This is a genomic window from Pseudarthrobacter sp. fls2-241-R2A-127, assembly GCF_030209355.1.
In the GTDB taxonomy this organism is placed as follows: domain Bacteria; phylum Actinomycetota; class Actinomycetes; order Actinomycetales; family Micrococcaceae; genus Arthrobacter.
Genome location: NZ_JARVSF010000012.1, coordinates 1 through 17,372, shown reverse-complemented (window position 1 = coordinate 17,372; position 17,372 = coordinate 1). Strand labels below are relative to the sequence as shown.

The following is a 17,372-nucleotide window of genomic DNA, read 5'->3' as shown; positions in this document are numbered from 1 at the left end:
GACCACACGGAAGGTCTGATGCAGCCGGCGTCAGGCCTTCCGTGGCAATGGAACGCCAACGATAGGAGCATGCCCATGTCAGGTAACAAAGCTGTTGCGTACAAGGAGCCCGGAGTCGTCGAGGTCATCGACACCCCGTATCCCTCGTTTGAACTGAAAGCCGGCCCCGGCGTCAATCCCGCCAATATTGGGCGGAAGGTACCGCACGGCGTCATCCTGCGCACCGTGAGCACCAACATCTGCGGGTCGGACCAGCACATGGTCCGCGGCCGGACCACCGCTCCCGCCGGCCTCGTCCTCGGGCACGAGATCACCGGCGAAGTCATCGAGACCGGGCCCGACGTCGAGTTCATCAAGGTGGGGGACATCGTCTCGGTCCCCTTCAACATCTCCTGCGGGCGGTGCCGGAACTGCAAAGAGGGCAAGACCGGGATCTGCCTGAACGTGAACCCGGACCGCCCCGGGTCTGCCTACGGCTATGTGGACATGGGCGGCTGGGTCGGCGGGCAGGCTGAATACGTCCTGGTTCCGTATGCCGACTGGAACCTGCTGCGGTTCCCGGACCGGGACCAAGCGCTGGAGAAGATCATGGACCTGACCATGCTCTCGGACATCCTGCCCACCGGCTTCCACGGTGCCGTCACGGCCGGCGTTGGCGTCGGATCCACCGTGTACGTCGCCGGAGCCGGCCCGGTGGGCCTTGCCGCGGCCGCCAGCGCCCAGCTGCTGGGAGCCGCTGTGGTGATCGTGGGCGACCTCAACGAGGACCGTCTGGCCCGGGCCAGGTCCTTTGGCTGTGAAACCGTCAATGTGGCCAACGGTGACCCCGCCGACCAGATCGAGCAGATCCTCGGCGTCCGGGAAGTCGACTCCGGCATCGACGCGGTCGGTTTCGAGGCCCGCGGACACGGCCACGGCGCCCAGGAAGCGCCGGCCACGGTGCTTAACTCCCTGATGGACCTCACCGCTGCCGGTGGCTCCGTCGGCATCCCGGGCCTCTACGTCACCGGCGACCCGGGAGCCGCGGACGAGGCCGCCCGAAAGGGAAGCCTGTCCCTGTCCCTGGGTACCGGCTGGGCCAAGTCCCTGTCCTTCACCACGGGCCAGTGCCCGGTGATGAAGTACAACCGCCAGCTGATGATGGCGATCCTGCACGACAGGATCCAGATCGCCAAGGCGGTCAACGCTACGGCCATTTCGCTCGACGATGCCCCTCGCGGGTACGCGGAGTTCGATGCCGGAGCTGCCACGAAGTATGTCCTGGACCCGAACGGCTACCTCAGCAACTGATGCCAGGTTGCCGCTGTTGACAAGCGGCAACGTCCAATGGCGGCACCCCGCTCAGCAGGGTGCCGCCATTGCCATGCCCGGGCCTGTCCGGCGGTTCGGGATGGGGGTGTTCGCGGGCAACAAAAAGGTGGTTGGGCCTGCCGGTCTCCAGCAGGCCCAACCACCTCGCGTGGCCGGGGCAGGTCAGCCGCGGAGGCGCTCCATGCCCGGGTCAAACAGCGGCTCGGCGCTGACGGTGGCCGCCACGCGCCGGCCGAAGTACTCGATCTCCACGGCGTCCCCTTCGGACACCGTGGAGGGCAGCCAGGCGTAGGCGAGGGGCTTGCGGACGGTGTAGCCGTACGCGGCGCTGGTGACGTAGCCAACGGGTTCCCCGGCCACGTACACCGGTTCCTTGCCCAGCACTACGGACGTGCCGTCGTCGACCGTCAGGCAGCGCAGAATCTTCTCCGCCGGCTGCTCGCGGAGCGACGCCAGCGCCTCGGCGCCGACGAACCCGGTCTTGTCCTTGGCCACCGAGAAGCCCAGGCCTGCCTGGTAGGGGTGGTGCTCGGACGTCATGTCGGTGCCCCAGAGCCGGTAGCCCTTCTCAAGCCGCATGCTGTTGAACGCGCCGCGGCCGGCAGCGACGATGCCGTGTTCCCGGCCCGCCTCAAACAAGAGGTCCCAGAGCTTCAGGCCGTACTCTGCAGTGGTGTACAGCTCCCAGCCGAGTTCGCCCACGTAGGACAGCCGCATGGCTGTGACGGGGATACCGCCCACCGAGATTTCCTTGGTCCGGAAGTACTTCAGGCCGTCGTTGGTGAGGTCGTCGGTGCTGACTTTGCCAATCACTTCGCGGGCCAGTGGGCCCCAGAGCCCGATGCAGCAGGTGCTGCCCGTGATGTCGGTGACGTGCGCCCACTGGCTGGGGTCTGCGGCGGACTGCCTGCGGGCCTCGGCCCGGAGGTAGTCGAAGTCGACGTTGCTGTTGACGCCCAGCTGGAACTCTTCCTCCGCGAGCCGTGCGATCGTCACGTCAGAGCGGATGCCGCCGTCGTCCGCCAGCAGCAGGCAGTACGTCACGGCACCCGGCTTCTTGGCGATGTTGCCGGTGCTGAGCCGGTGCAACAGCGCCTGCGCGCCCGGGCCCACTACGGAGAGCCGCTTCAGCGGCGTCATGTCGTAAAGTCCGACGGCGGTGCGGGTCTTCCACGCTTCGGCTGCGGAAATGGGGGAGGAGAACATGGCGGACCAGGAGTCCCGCTCCGGGGCCTGCCATTCGGCGGGCAGTTCTTCGAGGAGCCCGCGGTTGGCTTCGAACCAGTGCGGGCGCTCCCAGGCCGCGGATTCCAGGAAGAAAGCCCCGAGTTCCTTCTGGCGGACGTTGAACGGGCTGACCCGCAGGTCCCGCGGCGATTCGCGGGGCTGCAGCGGGTGCATGACATCGTAGATCTCCACGAAGTTCTGCTGTGAAGTCTCGCTGACGTAGGCGTCGGAGGTCTGCACCTTCTCGAAGCGGGTCAGCTCGCAGCCGTGCAGGTCGGTCTGCGGCTGGCCGTCGATGATCAGTTCTGCCATGGCCTTGGCAACGCCGGCCGAGTGCGTGACCCAGACGGCTTCGGCCACGAAGAAGCCCTCAAGGTCCGGCGCTTCGCCCATGAGCGGGCCGCCGTCCGGGGTGAAGGAGAAGATGCCGTTGAATCCGTCCTGGATTTCGGTGCTCCGCAGTGCCGGGAGCAGGTCCTGGCTGTCCTCCCAGGCGGGAACGAAGTCTTCGAGGGTGAAGTCCAGGCGGGAGGGCATGCGGTGGTCGGACATGTCCTCGGCGGAAACCTTGGGCAGCGCGGACATGTCCACCGGCAGGGGGCGGTGGGCGTAGCTGCCGATGCCGATCCGGTCGCCCCATTCGCGGTAGTACAGGTCCTTGTCCTGGTAGCGAAGAATGGGCTTGCCGGCGCCGTTGGGAAGCTCGTTGGCGTTCTCTAGTTCGGCAAGGGGAGTAGTGATGGCGTACTGGTGGGCCAGCGGCAGCAGAGGCACCTCCAGGCCCACCATCTTGCCGAGTTCACGGCCCCAGAACCCTGCGCAGGACACCACGATGTCGGCAGGGATCACGCCGGAGGAGGTCTCGACGCCGGTGACCTTGCCGCCCTCCCGGGCGATGCCGGTGACGGTGGTGGACCCACGGTAGGTGACACCCTGTTCGCGCGTGCGCTCGATCAGCAGCTGCACGGCCCGGGCCGCAAGGGCGAGTCCGTCGGTGGGGATGAGCAGGCCGCCCAGGACCTCGCGGCCGCCGGAAAGCTTGCCGGTGTTCAACAGCGGGTAGATCTTTTCGCATTCGTCGGCGTCGATGATCCGGCTTTCGACACCCCAGGAGGTCATCACGCCCATCTTGCGCTTGAGGTCCGCCAGGCGCTCCGGAGTGGTTGCCAGTTCCAGGCCGCCCACCTGGTTGAAGCACGATTGGCCGTCGTTGCTCAGAGCGAGCAGCTTGTTGACCGTGTAGGTTGCGAATTCCGTCATGGTCCTGGACTGGTTGTTCTGGAACACGAGGCCCGGAGCGTGCGACGTGGAGCCGCCGGCCAGTTCCAGCGGGCCCTGCTCGACGACGGTGATGTCCTTCCAGCCGCGGCTTGCCAGCTCGTCGGCGAGGTTGGTGCCGACGATGCCGGCTCCGATGATGACGACGCGGGGTGATGCGCTCATAATTCGTGGTTCTCCTGGTTGGTGCTGGGCTACGCGCTTCGCTATAAGCAACGCGCATCACTATATGCAACACGGTGGCGCAGCTCACAGGGAATGTCAAGGGTTTCCTGCATTGTTGCGAGGGCTGGCGGCACTGTGTCGGAAGGCGCAAAAGAGGCCTCCGCCGCTGTCGCGGCGAAGGCCTCTTGGAGTGACTTTGCGGTCCCGGTGTCAGTGGGAGACGTTTGCCGAGATCTCGGCCAGGGTCCGCCCCTTCGTCTCAGGCGCGAGCCATTGCGAAAGGATTGCTCCAAGCAACGCAACGATGGCGGCCACGACCATGCTTGGGCCCAGGCCGATGTTGCTGATTGCCCACGGCAGGGCGAAGGTGCCGAGGGCGGCTCCGATGCGGCTGAAGGCCGCGGCGAAGCCCATGCCGATCCCGCGCAGGGGAGCCGGGAATACCTCGGCCGGATAGACCTGGGTCAATGTGGTGTAGCCGGCATTGAAGAAGGAGAACGCCAGGAACAGGGCGAGCACGAGGATCGCCGGCGCGTCTGCCCAGACGCCGATGACCAGCAGGATGCCTGCACAGAGCCACTGCCCGGGCACGGTGAGGATTCGGCGGCCCAGCTTGTCAATCAGCAGCACGGTGGTGACAACGCCCGCGGCTGCAAGGGCGGACAGGCCGACGCCTCCGGCCCAGCCGCCGCCGAAGCCGAATTGGCTGAGCACGTCGTCGGCGAAGGTCGCGATCGCGAAGTACGGAGTGACTGCGCAGAACCAGAAACCCGCGGTGAAGAGGGTGGTGCGCCAGTGCTCCTTCGAGAACAACATTCCGAAGGAGGCGTTCTTGATTTTGGTCCTGCCCTGCGCGGCTTGGGCCTCCTGGATCATCCTCAGGTCGATCTCCTCCGTGATGCTGTTGTGCATCTGTGGCGATTCGACGTATTTGTGGGCGATCGCGAGTGCTTCTTCGCGCCGTCCCTTCGTGATGAGCCAGCTCGGCGATTCAGGGAGGCCTATGCGGGCGATGAACAGAACGAATGCCAGTACGGTGCTCGTGCCGATGACAAGGCGCCAGGGGGTGCCGGCATCGTGCAGGAGCGTGCCAATGATGAATGCCATCATGAAACCGACGTACCAGGCGATCAGGGTCAGCCCGAGCAGGCGCCCGCGGAGCTTCGGAGGGGAGAATTCGGACAGCAGTGGGCCGCCGATCGAGTACTCGCCGCCGATCGCGACGCCCATCATGAATCGGATGATGGCCAGTTGGAGCACGGCGCCGTCTCCGGAGGTTACGAAGAACTGGGCCGCTGAGGCAATCAGGAACAGGCCCATGTCCACGAGGAACATGGGCTTGCGTCCGAACTTGTCGGTGGCCCAGCCAGCCAGCGGGGAGCCGATGAAAATACCAGCCAGGGGGCCTGCGGCGATCATGCCCAGCGACAGTGCGTCGAGCTGGAGATCTGACCGCATGGGTCCGGTGACGGGGCCGATGATTCCGAGGATGTAGCCGTCGAGGAACATCCCGCCGATGAAGACCGCGACAAGCCGCACCATGAAGCGGCGTTTGAACTTGGAGCTGGTCTCTTTGGATGTGGAGGTGTCGACGGAGGCCGTCGTCCTGGTCGGATTGGTCATTGAGATTCGTTCCCTCCTGGCTTCAGCGCAAACCGCTGACGGCGCCAGATTTAGCGCTGCCGCATGGGTGCTGGCAACGTTGTGCGGCCGATGGGGGAGCCGAGGCTCCTTTTCGGATCGGCCATCATGAATTCGTTCGTCTGTTTCCCGAGGCCACCGCGGGTGGAGCCGGGGGGCGAAGCGCATACACGGCTAAACATAGTTCCGTGATGATCAACAAATTTCGCTGTATGCAACAAAATCGTGCGCCAGCTCACATTCAATGTCAAGAGCGGGCCCCGTTTTCCGAAAACGGTGCTTCGATGAGGAATACCTCCCCAGGTCTTAGGCCCACCGAAGCACCTTTCACGGAAAACGGGACACCCATAGCTGGCATTGCGCCTTTCCTAGCCCGCGGTTTCCAGGACCTGGCCGTCCACAGCCCCAGCGGGCATTGGCAGGGCCAACGCTTGAAGTCGCGCAGCCTCCACGGTGTGAAGGAGCAGCAAAGCTGTGGTCACTGAGCCGACGCCGCCGGGAACCGGGGTGAGCGCTGCCGCCGTCCCGGTGACAGTTGCTGCGTCCACGTCACCCACCAGCGAGCCGTCCGGAAGGACGTTCGTGCCGACGTCGACCACCACTGTTCGGGAGGAGACATGGCTGCCGGCCAGCAGCCCGGCGCGCCCGGCGGCGACCACCACGACGTCGGCGTCCTTCGTGTAGCGCTCCAGCGGACCCGATCTTGAATGGCACACCGTCACCGCGGCGTCCCGTGCCAGCAGCAGGAGGGACAGTGGTTTGCCCACGACGGCGGACCGGCCCACCACCACGACGCCCTTGCCGGCCAGGGGAATCCGGTAGTGCTCCAGGATGTCGACCACGGAGCGCGCGGTGGCGGGTGCAAAGGCAGGCTGACCGACGGCCAGCCGTCCCAGGCTTAGCGGATTGGCGCCGTCAATGTCCTTTTCCGGGCTGATGAGGCCCACCAGGTTGTCAGTCCGGACGCCGGCCGGCAGCGGGGTTTGCAGGATGATGCCGTTCACGGACGGTTCGGCGCTCAGCTCCCGCAGGACGCCGGCCAGCGCCGGCTCCGTTGCATCGTGCCCCAGATCGATGACCCGGCAGCCGACACCTGCACGCTCCGCTGCCTTCCCAATCGAACGGACATACCAGCGCGTTGACTCGTCGGCGGTGGCCATGACCACCGCAACAACAGGGCGGACGCCGTCCAGTTCAAGGGACCGGACCAGTTCCTGGACCTCCTGTTGCAATAGACCGGCCAACGGCTTTCCGGAAAGTACTCTGGCGCTCACCCCAGGATCCTTTCCCGCACCCGGGCCGAGAGGGCATCTGCCGCCAGGACCACTTTTTCTTCAATGCCGTCCGTCTGTTGGGCAAGCAGCGCGCGTGCCTCGGGATCCTTGACCGCCACCACGTTGATGTCAATGTTGACGCGCGCCGTGGTGGCAGCTGCCCGGGCCGCATCGGCGGCCGCCGCCACGTCGCTGATGACGTTGGCGTTGGCAACGTCGAACAGCTCGGTGGCGAGGTCCACGACGTCGCCCGAGACCTTGATGAGCTTGGCGGGTATTTGTGCAGCCTGGATCAGTGCGGACTGGATCCCGGCCGCGCGGGTGGCCTTGGACTCATCCGTGTCGGACGGGAGCTTGTAGGAGTCGATGACACCCTGGAAGGCCTCTTCGTCCGCGTCGGCCAGGCGCAGCGCCTCACCGACGAGGCCGCCGGCCGCCGCGGTAATGCGCTGCACCAGGGGTGCGTGCTGTTCGTACTTGGCGCCGGTGGTGTACCGCGCCACCATGGCCACCAGCGCTGCACCTTGTGCCGCGTGCAGCGCCGCGGCAGCACCGCCGCCCGGCGTCGGCTGCCGGGCGGCCAACCGGGTGAGGTAGCCGGTGATTGTCTCTGAGCTGATCATGGCCTTACCCGCGGAGCCGGGTCATGGTGGGGTCGTACAGCGGGTCCTGGGTGACCGTGGCCACGATCCGGCGGCCGAAGTACTCGATTTCCACGGAGTCGCCGATCGAGACCTCGGCGGGCAGGTAGGAGTAGGCAATGGGCTTGCGGACGGTGTAGCCGTAGGCGGCGCTGGTCACGTAGCCAACTGCCTGGTCCTTGTAGAACACCGGTTCCTTGCCCAGCACCAGGCTGCGGCCGTCGTCGACCGTGAGGCAGCGCAGGCGCCGCGCGGAGTTCTCCTCGGTGCGTCCCTCCAGCGCGGCCTTGCCGACGAAGTTGTCCTTGGCCATCTTCACCGCGAAGCCCAGGCCGGCTTCGAACGGGTCGTGCTCGGTGGTCATGTCGGTGCCCCAGGAGCGGTAGCCCTTTTCCAGGCGGAGCGAGCTGAACGCTGCGCGGCCGGCGGCGATGATGCCGAACGGCTGGCCGGCCTTCCACAGTGCGTCCCAGAGGCGTTGTCCGTTGTCGGCGCTGGTGTACAGCTCCCAGCCCAGCTCCCCGACGTAGGACAGGCGCATGGCGGTAACGGGGACGCCGCCGATGACCACCTGCTTGGACCGGAAGTACTTCAGGCCGTCGTTGGAGAAATCGTCGCTGCTGACTGCGCCGACCACCTCACGGGCCAGCGGGCCCCAGAGGCCGATGCAGCAGGTGCCGCCGGTGGTGTCGCGGACCTGGACCCAGTCTTCGGCGCCGCCGCTTGCTGTCTGGTGCCGGGCTGCGCGATCGAAGTAGGCAGTGTCGATGTTGCCGTTGGCGCCGAGCTGGAAGGTCTGCTCGTCCAGGCGGGCCACGGTGATGTCGCTTCGGACCCCGCCCTGCTCGTCCAGCAGGAGCGTGTAGGTGACGGCTCCGGGCTTCTTGTTCATTTCCGCGGTGGTCAGTTCCTGCAGCAGCGTCAAGGCGCCGGGTCCGGAGATTTCGAGGCGCTTAAGCGGGGTCATGTCGTACATGGCGACGGCGGTGCGCGTCTTCCATGCCTCGGCCGCGGCAATGGGGGAGCTGAACATGCCGGACCAGGAGTCGCGGGCCGGCGGCTGCCAGTCCGCGGGCATCTCCTTGAGCAGCTCGGCGTTGGCCTCGAACCAGTAGGGGCGTTCCCAGCCGGCGCCTTCGAGGAAGTAGCCGCCCAGCTGCTTGTGCCGGGCGTGGAAGGGAGACACTCGCAGGTTGCGCGGGGAGAGCTTGGGCTGCAACGGGTGCAGGACGTCATAGATCTCCACGAAGTTCTGCTGCGAGGTTTCGCTGACGTACTCGGGGGTCAGCTGGACATCCTCGAAGCGGTGGATGTCGCAGTCACCCAGGTCGATGGAGGACTTGCCGTCCACCAGGAGCTCGGCTACGGCGCGGGCGATGCCCGCCGAGTGGGTGACCCACACGGCTTCGGCCACGAAGAAGCCGTCCAGTTCCTTGGACTCGCCCACCAGCGAGCCGCCGTCCGGGGTGAAGGAGAAGATTCCGTTGAAGCCGTCCTCGATCTCGCTTTCGCGCAGGGCGGGCAGGATCTGCTTGGTGGCCTCCCACGCCGGGAGGAAGTCCTCCAGGGTGAAGTCCAGGCGGGAGGGCATGTTGTGCTCGCTGATCTCGTCCGGTTTGAAGCTGCCGAGTTCGTCAAGGTCCACGGGCATGGGCTTGTGGGCATAGGAGCCAATGCCATAGCGGTCGCCGTGTTCGCGGTAGTAGAGGTCCTGGTCCTGGTGCCGGAGGATGGGCAGCCGGGCGCCGTTGGGCAGTTCGTTCTTGCCCTGCTGCGCCGGGACCGGGGTGGTCTTGACGTACTGGTGCGCCAGCGGCAGCAGCGGTACGGACATGCCAATCATCTCGCCGACCTTTGCACCCCAGAAGCCGGCGCAGGAGACCACGATGTCTGCCGGGATCACGCCGTCGGGCGTCTGGACCCCGGTGACCTGCCGGCCGGACTGTTCAATGCCGGTCACTTCGGTGTTGCCGATGTACTTTACGCCGGCGGCCTCGGTGCGCTTGATCAGCAGCTGGACGGCGCGGGCGGCCAAAGCCAGGCCGTCGCTGGGAACGTGGAGTCCGCCCAGGATGTCCTCGTCGTTGATGAGGGGGTAGAGCTCCTTGCACTCGGCCGGGGAAAGGATGGAGCCCTCGATGCCCCACGCCTGTGCGTAGCCGAGCTTGCGCTTCAGGTCCGCGAGGCGCGTCTCGGTGGTGGCAACCTCCAGGCCGCCCACCTGGTTGAAGCAGCTGGTTCCGTCTTCGGTGAGGGACAGCAGCTTCTCCACGGTGTACTTGGCAAACAGGGCCATGGACTTGGAGGGGTTGGTCTGGAAGACCAGTCCCGGGGCGTGTGAAGTGGAGCCGCCCGGCATGTTGAGGGGTCCCTGGTCCAGGACGGTGATGTTGCTCCAGCCGCGGGTGACAAGTTCATCCGCGAGGTTGGTGCCGACGATGCCGGCTCCGATGATGACGATGCGTGGTGACGATTCCAAGGGAGTCTCTCCTGCTGCTTTACGGGTTATGTCTGCGGACGGTGGCGGCTTACCGGAACACCACGGTGCTGGTCTGGTCCAGCAGCACGCGGTGCTGGCAGTGCCAGCGGACGGCGCGGGAAAGGGCGAGGGCTTCGGCGTCCTGGCCCACGGTGGACAGCTGGGACGGGCCGTAGGTGTGGTCCACGCGGATGACTTCCTGCTCGATGATCGGCCCCTCGTCCAGGTCGGCGGTGACGTAGTGGGCAGTGGCGCCCACAAGCTTGACCCCGCGGTCGTAAGCCTGGTGGTAGGGGCGTGCGCCCTTGAACCCGGGGAGGAAGGAATGGTGGATGTTGATGGCACGGCCTTCCAGGGCCCGGCACAGGTCGTTTGAGAGAACCTGCATGTACCGGGCCAGCACCACGAGGTCTGCCTTGTACTCATCCACCAGCTCCAGGAGCCGGCTCTCGGCGTCGGCCTTCGTCTCAGGGGTGACGGGGACGTAGATGAAGGGCAGCCCCGCGGCTTCCGCCATGGCGCGGTGGGTCTCGTGGTTGGAAACCACCGCTACCAGCTCTCCGCCCAGGCTTCCGCCGCGCCAGCGGAAGATGAGGTCGTTCAGGCAGTGGCCGAACTTGGACACCATGACCAGGACGCGCTTGGCGGTCTGGTCGTGGAAGCTGAACTTCATGTCGAAGCGGCTGGCGATGCCTGCGAACTCTTCTTCGAGCATCGCCGGCGTGTAGCTGGGGGAGCCGGAGAACGCTGTGCGCAGGTGGAGCGTCTCGCGCAGGCTGTCATCGAACTGCTGGTGTTCGTCGATGTTGAAGCCCCGCTCGAAGAGGAACGTGGTCACGGCCTGCACAATTCCGGCCTGCTCACGGCAGGACAGGGTCAGCACGAACTTCTGCGCCTGCTCTTCCTTGAGCGCCGGCAGGGTGGCGGTTGCTGAAGCTGTTTCGATGAGGGTCATGTCCCTCCTCCTTCTAGATATATTCAAAAGCTGCGGACTGATATATTAGATTGAATGCCAGCGTATACTGGGCCGTGGGTGAGGTCAATAGGTTTTTTACGGTTTCCCGGGAAGGCGATCAGCATGGCATTCGAAGCTTTGGCGGTGGCGGACGACGCCGGGAGGAAGTCGCTGGCGGATATCGCCTACGAGGGCATCCGTGACTGGTTGCTGACCTTGGAAATCAAACCCGGCGAGCTGCTCAACGACGAACTCCTGGCCAAAAACCTGGGCATGGGGCGGACTCCGGTGCGCGAAGCCCTGAAGCGGCTGGAGCTGGACCGGCTGGTGAAGACCTACCCGCGGCGGGGCACCTTCGCCACCAGGGTGGACGTGACGGACCTTTCCTTCATTTCGGAGATCCGGGCCCAGCTTGAGCCCCTCGCGGCCGCACGGGCCGCGCGGGTGGCTTCCCCCGCGGTTCGGGCCGGGCTGCGTGCCACGCTCGAGCAGGTTGAAGCGTTCGATGTCGCCGCGGCAACCGTGACGGAGACGCTGCGGCTGGATGCCCGGGTACACCAGGGAATCTACGCCGCCGCTGCCAATCCGCACCTGGAAGACATCCTGATCCGGTACGACAACCTGGCAACGCGGATCTGGTGCATGGTGATCGACCGCCTGCCGGACCTGTCCCATCATGTGCACGAACACCTCGATCTGCTCCGCGCCGTCATCGACGGGGATGAGGAGCGGGCTTCCGAGCTCGCCAAGGTCCACGTGAGCGGATTCGAGCATGCGGTCCGCGAGGCGCTCTTCAACGCCTAGGCCCGCCGCATTGCCCGCCTGTTGGCATCGGGTGCGCTCCGGTCACCAAGCGTTCGGCCAAAAACCAAGGGAAGCAGTCCCGGGGCCTGAAACCTCCGGACTGCTTCCCTTGGTATGGAAACAGGAATTGGCTGTCAGCTAAGCCAACCGTCCACCACGCTTTGGTGGGCATCCACCCACTTCTTGGCCGCCGCTTCGGGGGTCATTCCGCCTTGGATATCGGTGGCTACCGAGTTCTGGTCCTCGTTGGTCCACGTGAACCCCTTGGCCAGCTTTGCTGCGGGCGAACCGCTGTCGTCAAGCTTCTTGGAGATGATTTTGTTCAGCTTGTACGTCGGGTAGTCGCAGGCGACCTTTTCCGGGTTGGCGTCGCAGCCCTCGGTCCATTTCGGGAGGTTGACCTTCTTCAACGGAACCTCGGAGAGGAACCATTGCGGCTCGTAGAAGTAGCCAAGGAGGGGCGTCTTGTTCTGCTGCGCCGTCCGGAACGACTGGATCAGCGCCGCTTCCGAGCCGGCGAAGACCACCTTGTAGTCCAGGTTCAGGTTCTTCACCAGCGCCTCGTCATTGGTGACGAAGGCGGGGTCGCCGTCAAGGACCTGGCCCTTTCCGCCGGACTCCGACGTGGTGAACATCGACGCGTATTTGTTGAGGTTCTGGCCGTCGGTGATGTCCGGGTACTTTTCTGCCATCCATGGCGGCACGTACCAGCCGATGTGCCCTTCGTTGCCGGTAGGCCCGGCGTCAACGGCCACCTTCTGGTCCGTGATGTACTGCTTGGCCAGGTCGGCGTGGCCCCAGTTTTCCATGATGAGGTCCACTTCGCCGGATGCGAACCCCTGCCAGGAGACCTGCTCATTGAGGTCCTTCTGCACCACGGTGCAGCCGAGCTTGTTCTTCGCCACGTAGCTGTAAACGGCGGCGTCCGCGGTGTAGCCCACCCAGGCGTTCATGGCTACATTCACGGTGCCGCAGGGGGCTCCTGTGGCACCGCCCGCGGCGGCAGTCTGGTTTACCGATGCACCGCCGCAGCCTGCGAGGAGCAGGGCGGCGGCAGCAGCTCCAGCCACTGCCGGCATGGTGCGTTTTATCAGCCTTTCAGCTTTTCTCATGTTGGGTCTCCTTGATGGGGCGTACGGGTCTTCATGCCGCGTGGACGGCAAGCTGTGGGGGTGGAATTTCCTGGCGTGTGCCAGAGCGGGCGGGTCACTTGACGGGCGAGGGGATCCTGCGGGCCGGGGCGGCTGCGGCAGCCTGGGTCATCCGGTCCAGCATGATTCCGAGGAACACGATGGCAAGGCCGGCGGCGAGGCCCTTACCGAAGATGGAACTCTGGACGAACCCTGCCACAACGTCGTATCCGAGGCCGCCTGCGCCGACAAGGGCGCCGACCACCACCATTGCCAGGACGTAGATCAGCCCTTGGTTGGCGGCGAGCGCGAGGGATTGCCTGGCCATGGGAAGCTGCACCTTCGTGATCACCTGCCAGGGGGTTGAACCGCTGGCGACGGCGGATTCGACCACGGTGGGGGAGATGCCGGCGATCCCGTCAGCGGTGATCTTGATGGCCACCGGGGCGGCGTAAATGATGCCGGCGACGATCGCTGTGAAGCGGGTAGCGCCGAAGAGGCCGAGGAAGGGCACGAGGTAGACGAACGAGGGCATCGTCTGACCCGCATCCAGCAGGGGCCGCATGAGCTGGTCGATACGGCTGGACCGGCCCATGGCCACTCCGAAAACGATGCCCAGGACCATCACCACGGCCGTGGCGACGAGGGTTCCGGCCAGGGTGACCATGGAGTCGCTCCAGAGGCCAAGGTAAATGATGACCCCAAGGCAAGCGGTGGTTAGAACTGCGAGCTTCCAGCCTCCGAGAGCGTATGCCACCAGGGCGATCACGATGACGAGGATGTAGAAAGGCGTATCGGTCAGCAGCGACTGGAACGGGTTCAGGATCCCGTTGGTGACGCCTTCCCGGAGGGACACAGTGAAGAGGGACAGGTTGGATTGCAGCCAATGGCTGGCGGCGTTCACTGCCTGGACAATCGCCGGTCCGACGTTGAGGTCCTGCGGGAAGGCTGCTGCCCAGAGCATGGTCCTGGACAACTGCACCATCACCAGGACCACTGCCAGGGAAACCGCCAGGAAAATGGAGCGGGTTTTGCGGCTCGCACTGCGCTTGCGGGCGGAGCCGGGCTCCGCGCGGCGGCTTGCTGCCGTGGTCACCCTGTCCAGCACGATGGCCAGCAGGACGATCGAGAGTCCGGCGTTGACCGCCGTGCCCACGTCCAGGGACTGCAGTGCCCTGACCACCGTCTGGCCAAGTCCCGGGGCTGCAATCAGGGCCGCGATGGTCACCATGGACAGGGCGGCCATGGTCCCTTGGTTGATTCCCATCACGATGGTCCGCCGCGCCATGGGCAACTGCAGGGTGATGAGCCTTTGCAGCCCCGTGGTGCCGAGCGAGTCGGATGCTTCGCGGGTGTTCTCGGGAATGCGGCGGATACCGTGGGCGGTCAGGCGGATCACGGGCGGCGCTGCGTAAATAACCGTGGCGATTACAGCTGACGCCGGTCCGATGAGGAAGACCAGGGCAAGCGGGGCAAGGTACACAAACGTGGGCAGCGTCTGCATGAAGTCCAGTACGGGGGTGATGATCCTGGCCACCCTGCCGTAGATCCCCGCCAGCACGCCCAGCGGGATTCCCACCAGCAATGTCAGCAGGACGGAGGTGAGGACCAGCGCGAACGTGTAGGTGGCCTCGACGAACAGGCCCTGGATTCCGAAGAAGACAAAGACGGCGGCCGTCAACAGTGCCACCCGGATGTTGCCGACCGCAAAGGCGATCCAGGTCAACAGGGCAACCGTTCCCAGCCAGCCGATTTCCGGCAGGCGGAGCCCGGTGGTGGTCGCGGCGAACGTGGTGGTGAAAAGGTTTGCGACTGCGTCCACAGCCGACCGCAGGGGCGTGAAGATGTACAGGAATACAGGGTTGTCCGCGCGGTTTGCCGCGACCCAGGCGTTGAACTGGTTCAGGGAGCGGTGCAGGTCCGTCAGCTCTGAGGCCGGCAGGGCCAGGGTTGATGTGCCGTTCAGGATCAGGAAACCGAGGATCCAGACGACGGCGGCGCTGACCAGCAGGACCGTGCGGCGGCTGGGCCTGCGGCGGGGTTCGGAGGCGATGGCTTGGGTTGGCTGGGCTGTTGCCCGTTCCTGGACTAGGGCAGACATCAGGCCGCCGCTTCTGCAGGCTGCAGCACGGAAAGGATGCTGTCCCGGTCAATCTGGCCGGTGATCCTGCCGCCTTCTTCGACCAGGACAGGGCACGGGGAATGCATTACCGCCGGGATGGCCTCCCGGATGATCATCCGGGAGTTGAGGACCGCCGCGTCCCTCGGTGTCGTGTCTGCCAGGGGGCGGGTAATCCATTTGAGGGTCAGGACGTCGGCGCGGGGGACTTCGGAGACGAAGTCCTCGATGTATTTGTCTGCCGGAGACCCTACGAGATCGTCACCCGTGCCGCACTGGACCGGCTCGCCGTTGCGCATGATCAGGATGCGGTCTCCGAGTTTGAGTGCCTCCGAGAGGTCGTGGGTCACGAACACCATGGTCTTGCCCATGTCCTTGTGCAGCCGGATGACTTCTGCCTGCATGTCGCGGCGGATCAGTGGGTCCAGTGCTGAGAAGGGCTCATCGAAGAGGATGGTGTCCGGGTCACCGGCCAGCGCGCGGCCCAGGCCCACGCGCTGCTGCATGCCGCCTGAAAGCTGGTCCGGATAGTGCTGTTCGTACCCCTTGAGCCCAACAAGTTCGATGATCTCCCGGGCTTTGGTGTGGCGTTCGTTCTTGCCCGTTCCCCGGATTTGCAGACCGTAGGAGACGTTGTCCAGCACCGTGCGGTGCGGGAGCAGGCCGAAGTGCTGGAAAACCATGGATACCTTGCGCCGGCGGAGCTCGCGAAGTTCGGCGACGCCCGCCTGCAGGACATCATTGCCGTCCACCAGGACCTGTCCCGAGGTGGGTTCGATGAGCCTTGTCAGGCAGCGGATCAGGGTGGATTTTCCCGATCCGGACAGGCCCATGACCACGAAGACTTCGCCTTTTGCGACGTCGAAGCTCAAATTGCGGACCGCGGCAACACAGTTGGTGCGTTCAAGCAATTCTGCAGAGCTTAGGGCGGAAAGCTCCCGGTTACCCGGGATCTTATCTCCGCCCGGTCCGAAGACCTTCCACAGGTCGCGAACTGAAATGGCGGGGTTGTTCATGGCTGGACTCCTGCTTGTGTGGAGGTTGGAACCGTGCGCTTCGGCGGAGTGGTGACTTTGCTGGGCGGGGGCCAGCGCAGGGGACTTCCGCTGTGGCTCTGGAGCCAATGTCGGGGAACGTTGTGGATTGTGCGTGCCGCACAGAGTCAAAGCGGGTTAGGGCAGCCGAGCTGCGATCGACGTTCTGCATTCCGGGTGACCAAGCGAGTTGTGTAAGCGGCAACTCACTTCGTCCTACGCAACAGAGTGATTTACGCCACTCCCTTTGTCAAGGATTCTTTATTGAAGGCCGCGATGTTACGTGCGGGCAGCCTGCGCCGTCCCCGCCAGAAACGCCAAATGGCCCCCCGGGATGCATATCCCGGGGGGGCCATTCGATGTTCTTAGTGCCTGTTGTAACCCATGTTGGCGCTGACCTTGAGTCCGGCTTCCTTGAGCGCGTCCAGCAGGCCTGGAATCTTCTCCGGGTCGAACCGGAACGCCGGCCCCGAAATACTGATGGCGCCAATCACGGTGCCCTGGTGGTTGTAGACCGGAACGGCGACAGCATTCAGGCCGATCTCGAATTCCTCGCGCACCACCGCATACCCCTTGGCAGCCGCGTCGAGGAGTTGGGCATCCAGTTCCTTGCGGCTGGTAATCGTGCGGGCAGTCCGGGCGTCCAGGCCGGTCTCCTTCAGGATGCGTCCGCGTTCGTCGGCATCCAGCGCGGCCAGGAGGACCTTGCCGCTGGACGTGGCATGGAGCGGCGTCAGGCTCCCCACCCAGTCATACGTGGCCAGCGTGGAGGGCCCCATGGCCTGGTCCACGTTGACGGCGTAATTGGACCGCAGCACCGCAAGGTTGACGGTTTCCTTGAAGTCCTCGGCCAGGGCTTCCAGGACGGAGCGTGCCTCGTGGACCAGGCTCAACCGCCCCGGGATGGAGCTGGCCAGGCGCAGGATCCCGAACCCGAGCTGATACTTGCCGCGCTCGCTGTTCTGGTGGACCATCTCCCGGGTGACGAGGGACCCCATGAGCCGGGAGACGGTGGACTTGTGGATGCCCATTTCCTCGGCAATTTCGCTCACGCCCGCGCGCCCGTCCCGGGCCAGGATCTCCAGGACGGTGAGGGCGCGCTCGACGGACTGCACCCCGCCGGACTGGCCGCCTTCGGCGTCGGTATCGGGTTCAGGGTCTCTATTCGAAGCCATACTTCCTGATCCTATGCCGGAAACTGTGACGGCCGTGACATCCGGGTAACGTGCTTGACGCATAGGCGCTGACCGGCCGCTAGCTGTAATTCCCACTGAGGTTGTGAACGCGGCTGATGGGGGTTGTGCCTCCGATGCC

12 protein-coding genes are annotated in these 17,372 nt (G+C 65.2%); 2 read left to right on the top strand and 10 right to left on the bottom strand.

Annotated features, from left to right (window positions below; translation table 11 throughout):
- The first annotated feature begins 75 nt into the window (after nt 1–75).
- A complete protein-coding gene (gene fdhA / locus QRN53_RS09295) occupies nt 76–1,290 on the top strand; it encodes a formaldehyde dehydrogenase, glutathione-independent (RefSeq protein ID WP_285243729.1) in 1,215 nt (404 codons plus the stop codon).
- A gap of 183 nt (nt 1,291–1,473) precedes the next feature.
- Here the strand turns inward: fdhA and QRN53_RS09290 are convergent, their stop codons facing one another.
- The 6 genes from QRN53_RS09290 to purU form a co-directional block, all read right to left on the bottom strand.
- Complete coding sequence (locus QRN53_RS09290) at nt 1,474–3,981, bottom strand: GcvT family protein (protein WP_285243728.1); 2,508 nt, start codon at nt 3,979–3,981, stop codon at nt 1,474–1,476.
- A 210-nt stretch (nt 3,982–4,191) separates the two neighbouring features.
- A complete protein-coding gene (locus QRN53_RS09285) occupies nt 4,192–5,604 on the bottom strand; it encodes an MFS transporter (RefSeq protein ID WP_285243727.1) in 1,413 nt (470 codons plus the stop codon).
- A gap of 386 nt (nt 5,605–5,990) precedes the next feature.
- On the bottom strand, nt 5,991–6,896 hold the full coding sequence (locus tag QRN53_RS09280) for a bifunctional 5,10-methylenetetrahydrofolate dehydrogenase/5,10-methenyltetrahydrofolate cyclohydrolase (protein WP_285243726.1): 906 nt from the start codon (nt 6,894–6,896) through the stop codon (nt 5,991–5,993).
- Nucleotides 6,893–7,519 carry a cyclodeaminase/cyclohydrolase family protein gene (locus QRN53_RS09275; RefSeq protein WP_285243725.1) on the bottom strand — a complete coding sequence of 209 codons (627 nt, stop codon included), beginning with the start codon at nt 7,517–7,519 and terminating at the stop codon, nt 6,893–6,895. The genes QRN53_RS09280 and QRN53_RS09275 overlap by 4 nt, the downstream gene beginning before the upstream one ends.
- Before the next feature lie 4 nt (nt 7,520–7,523).
- The gene (locus tag QRN53_RS09270; RefSeq protein ID WP_285243724.1) at nt 7,524–10,016 is read right to left on the bottom strand and encodes a GcvT family protein; all 2,493 of its coding nucleotides are present in this window, start codon (nt 10,014–10,016) and stop codon (nt 7,524–7,526) included.
- Between the two features lie 49 nt (nt 10,017–10,065).
- Nucleotides 10,066–10,971 carry a formyltetrahydrofolate deformylase gene (purU, locus tag QRN53_RS09265; RefSeq protein WP_285243723.1) on the bottom strand — a complete coding sequence of 302 codons (906 nt, stop codon included), beginning with the start codon at nt 10,969–10,971 and terminating at the stop codon, nt 10,066–10,068.
- Nucleotides 10,972–11,094: 123 nt separating this feature from the next.
- Here purU and QRN53_RS09260 point away from each other — a divergent pair, with 123 nt between their 5' ends.
- Entirely contained in the window at nt 11,095–11,775 is a 681-nt protein-coding gene (locus tag QRN53_RS09260; RefSeq protein ID WP_285243722.1) for a GntR family transcriptional regulator, read from the top strand.
- A 134-nt stretch (nt 11,776–11,909) separates the two neighbouring features.
- Here QRN53_RS09260 and QRN53_RS09255 read toward each other — a convergent pair whose 3' ends face one another.
- The 4 genes from QRN53_RS09255 to QRN53_RS09240 form a co-directional block, all read right to left on the bottom strand.
- The gene (locus QRN53_RS09255; protein WP_285243721.1) at nt 11,910–12,887 is read right to left on the bottom strand and encodes an ABC transporter substrate-binding protein; all 978 of its coding nucleotides are present in this window, start codon (nt 12,885–12,887) and stop codon (nt 11,910–11,912) included.
- 94 nt (nt 12,888–12,981) lie between these two features.
- Nucleotides 12,982–15,006 carry an ABC transporter permease gene (locus QRN53_RS09250; protein ID WP_285243720.1) on the bottom strand — a complete coding sequence of 675 codons (2,025 nt, stop codon included), beginning with the start codon at nt 15,004–15,006 and terminating at the stop codon, nt 12,982–12,984.
- Nucleotides 15,006–16,040, bottom strand: a complete 1,035-nt coding sequence (locus QRN53_RS09245; protein ID WP_285243719.1) for a quaternary amine ABC transporter ATP-binding protein — start codon at nt 16,038–16,040, stop codon at nt 15,006–15,008. The genes QRN53_RS09250 and QRN53_RS09245 overlap by 1 nt, the downstream gene beginning before the upstream one ends.
- Nucleotides 16,041–16,423: 383 nt before the next feature.
- Nucleotides 16,424–17,233 carry an IclR family transcriptional regulator gene (locus QRN53_RS09240; RefSeq protein WP_285243718.1) on the bottom strand — a complete coding sequence of 270 codons (810 nt, stop codon included), beginning with the start codon at nt 17,231–17,233 and terminating at the stop codon, nt 16,424–16,426.
- Nucleotides 17,234–17,372: the final 139 nt, after the last annotated feature.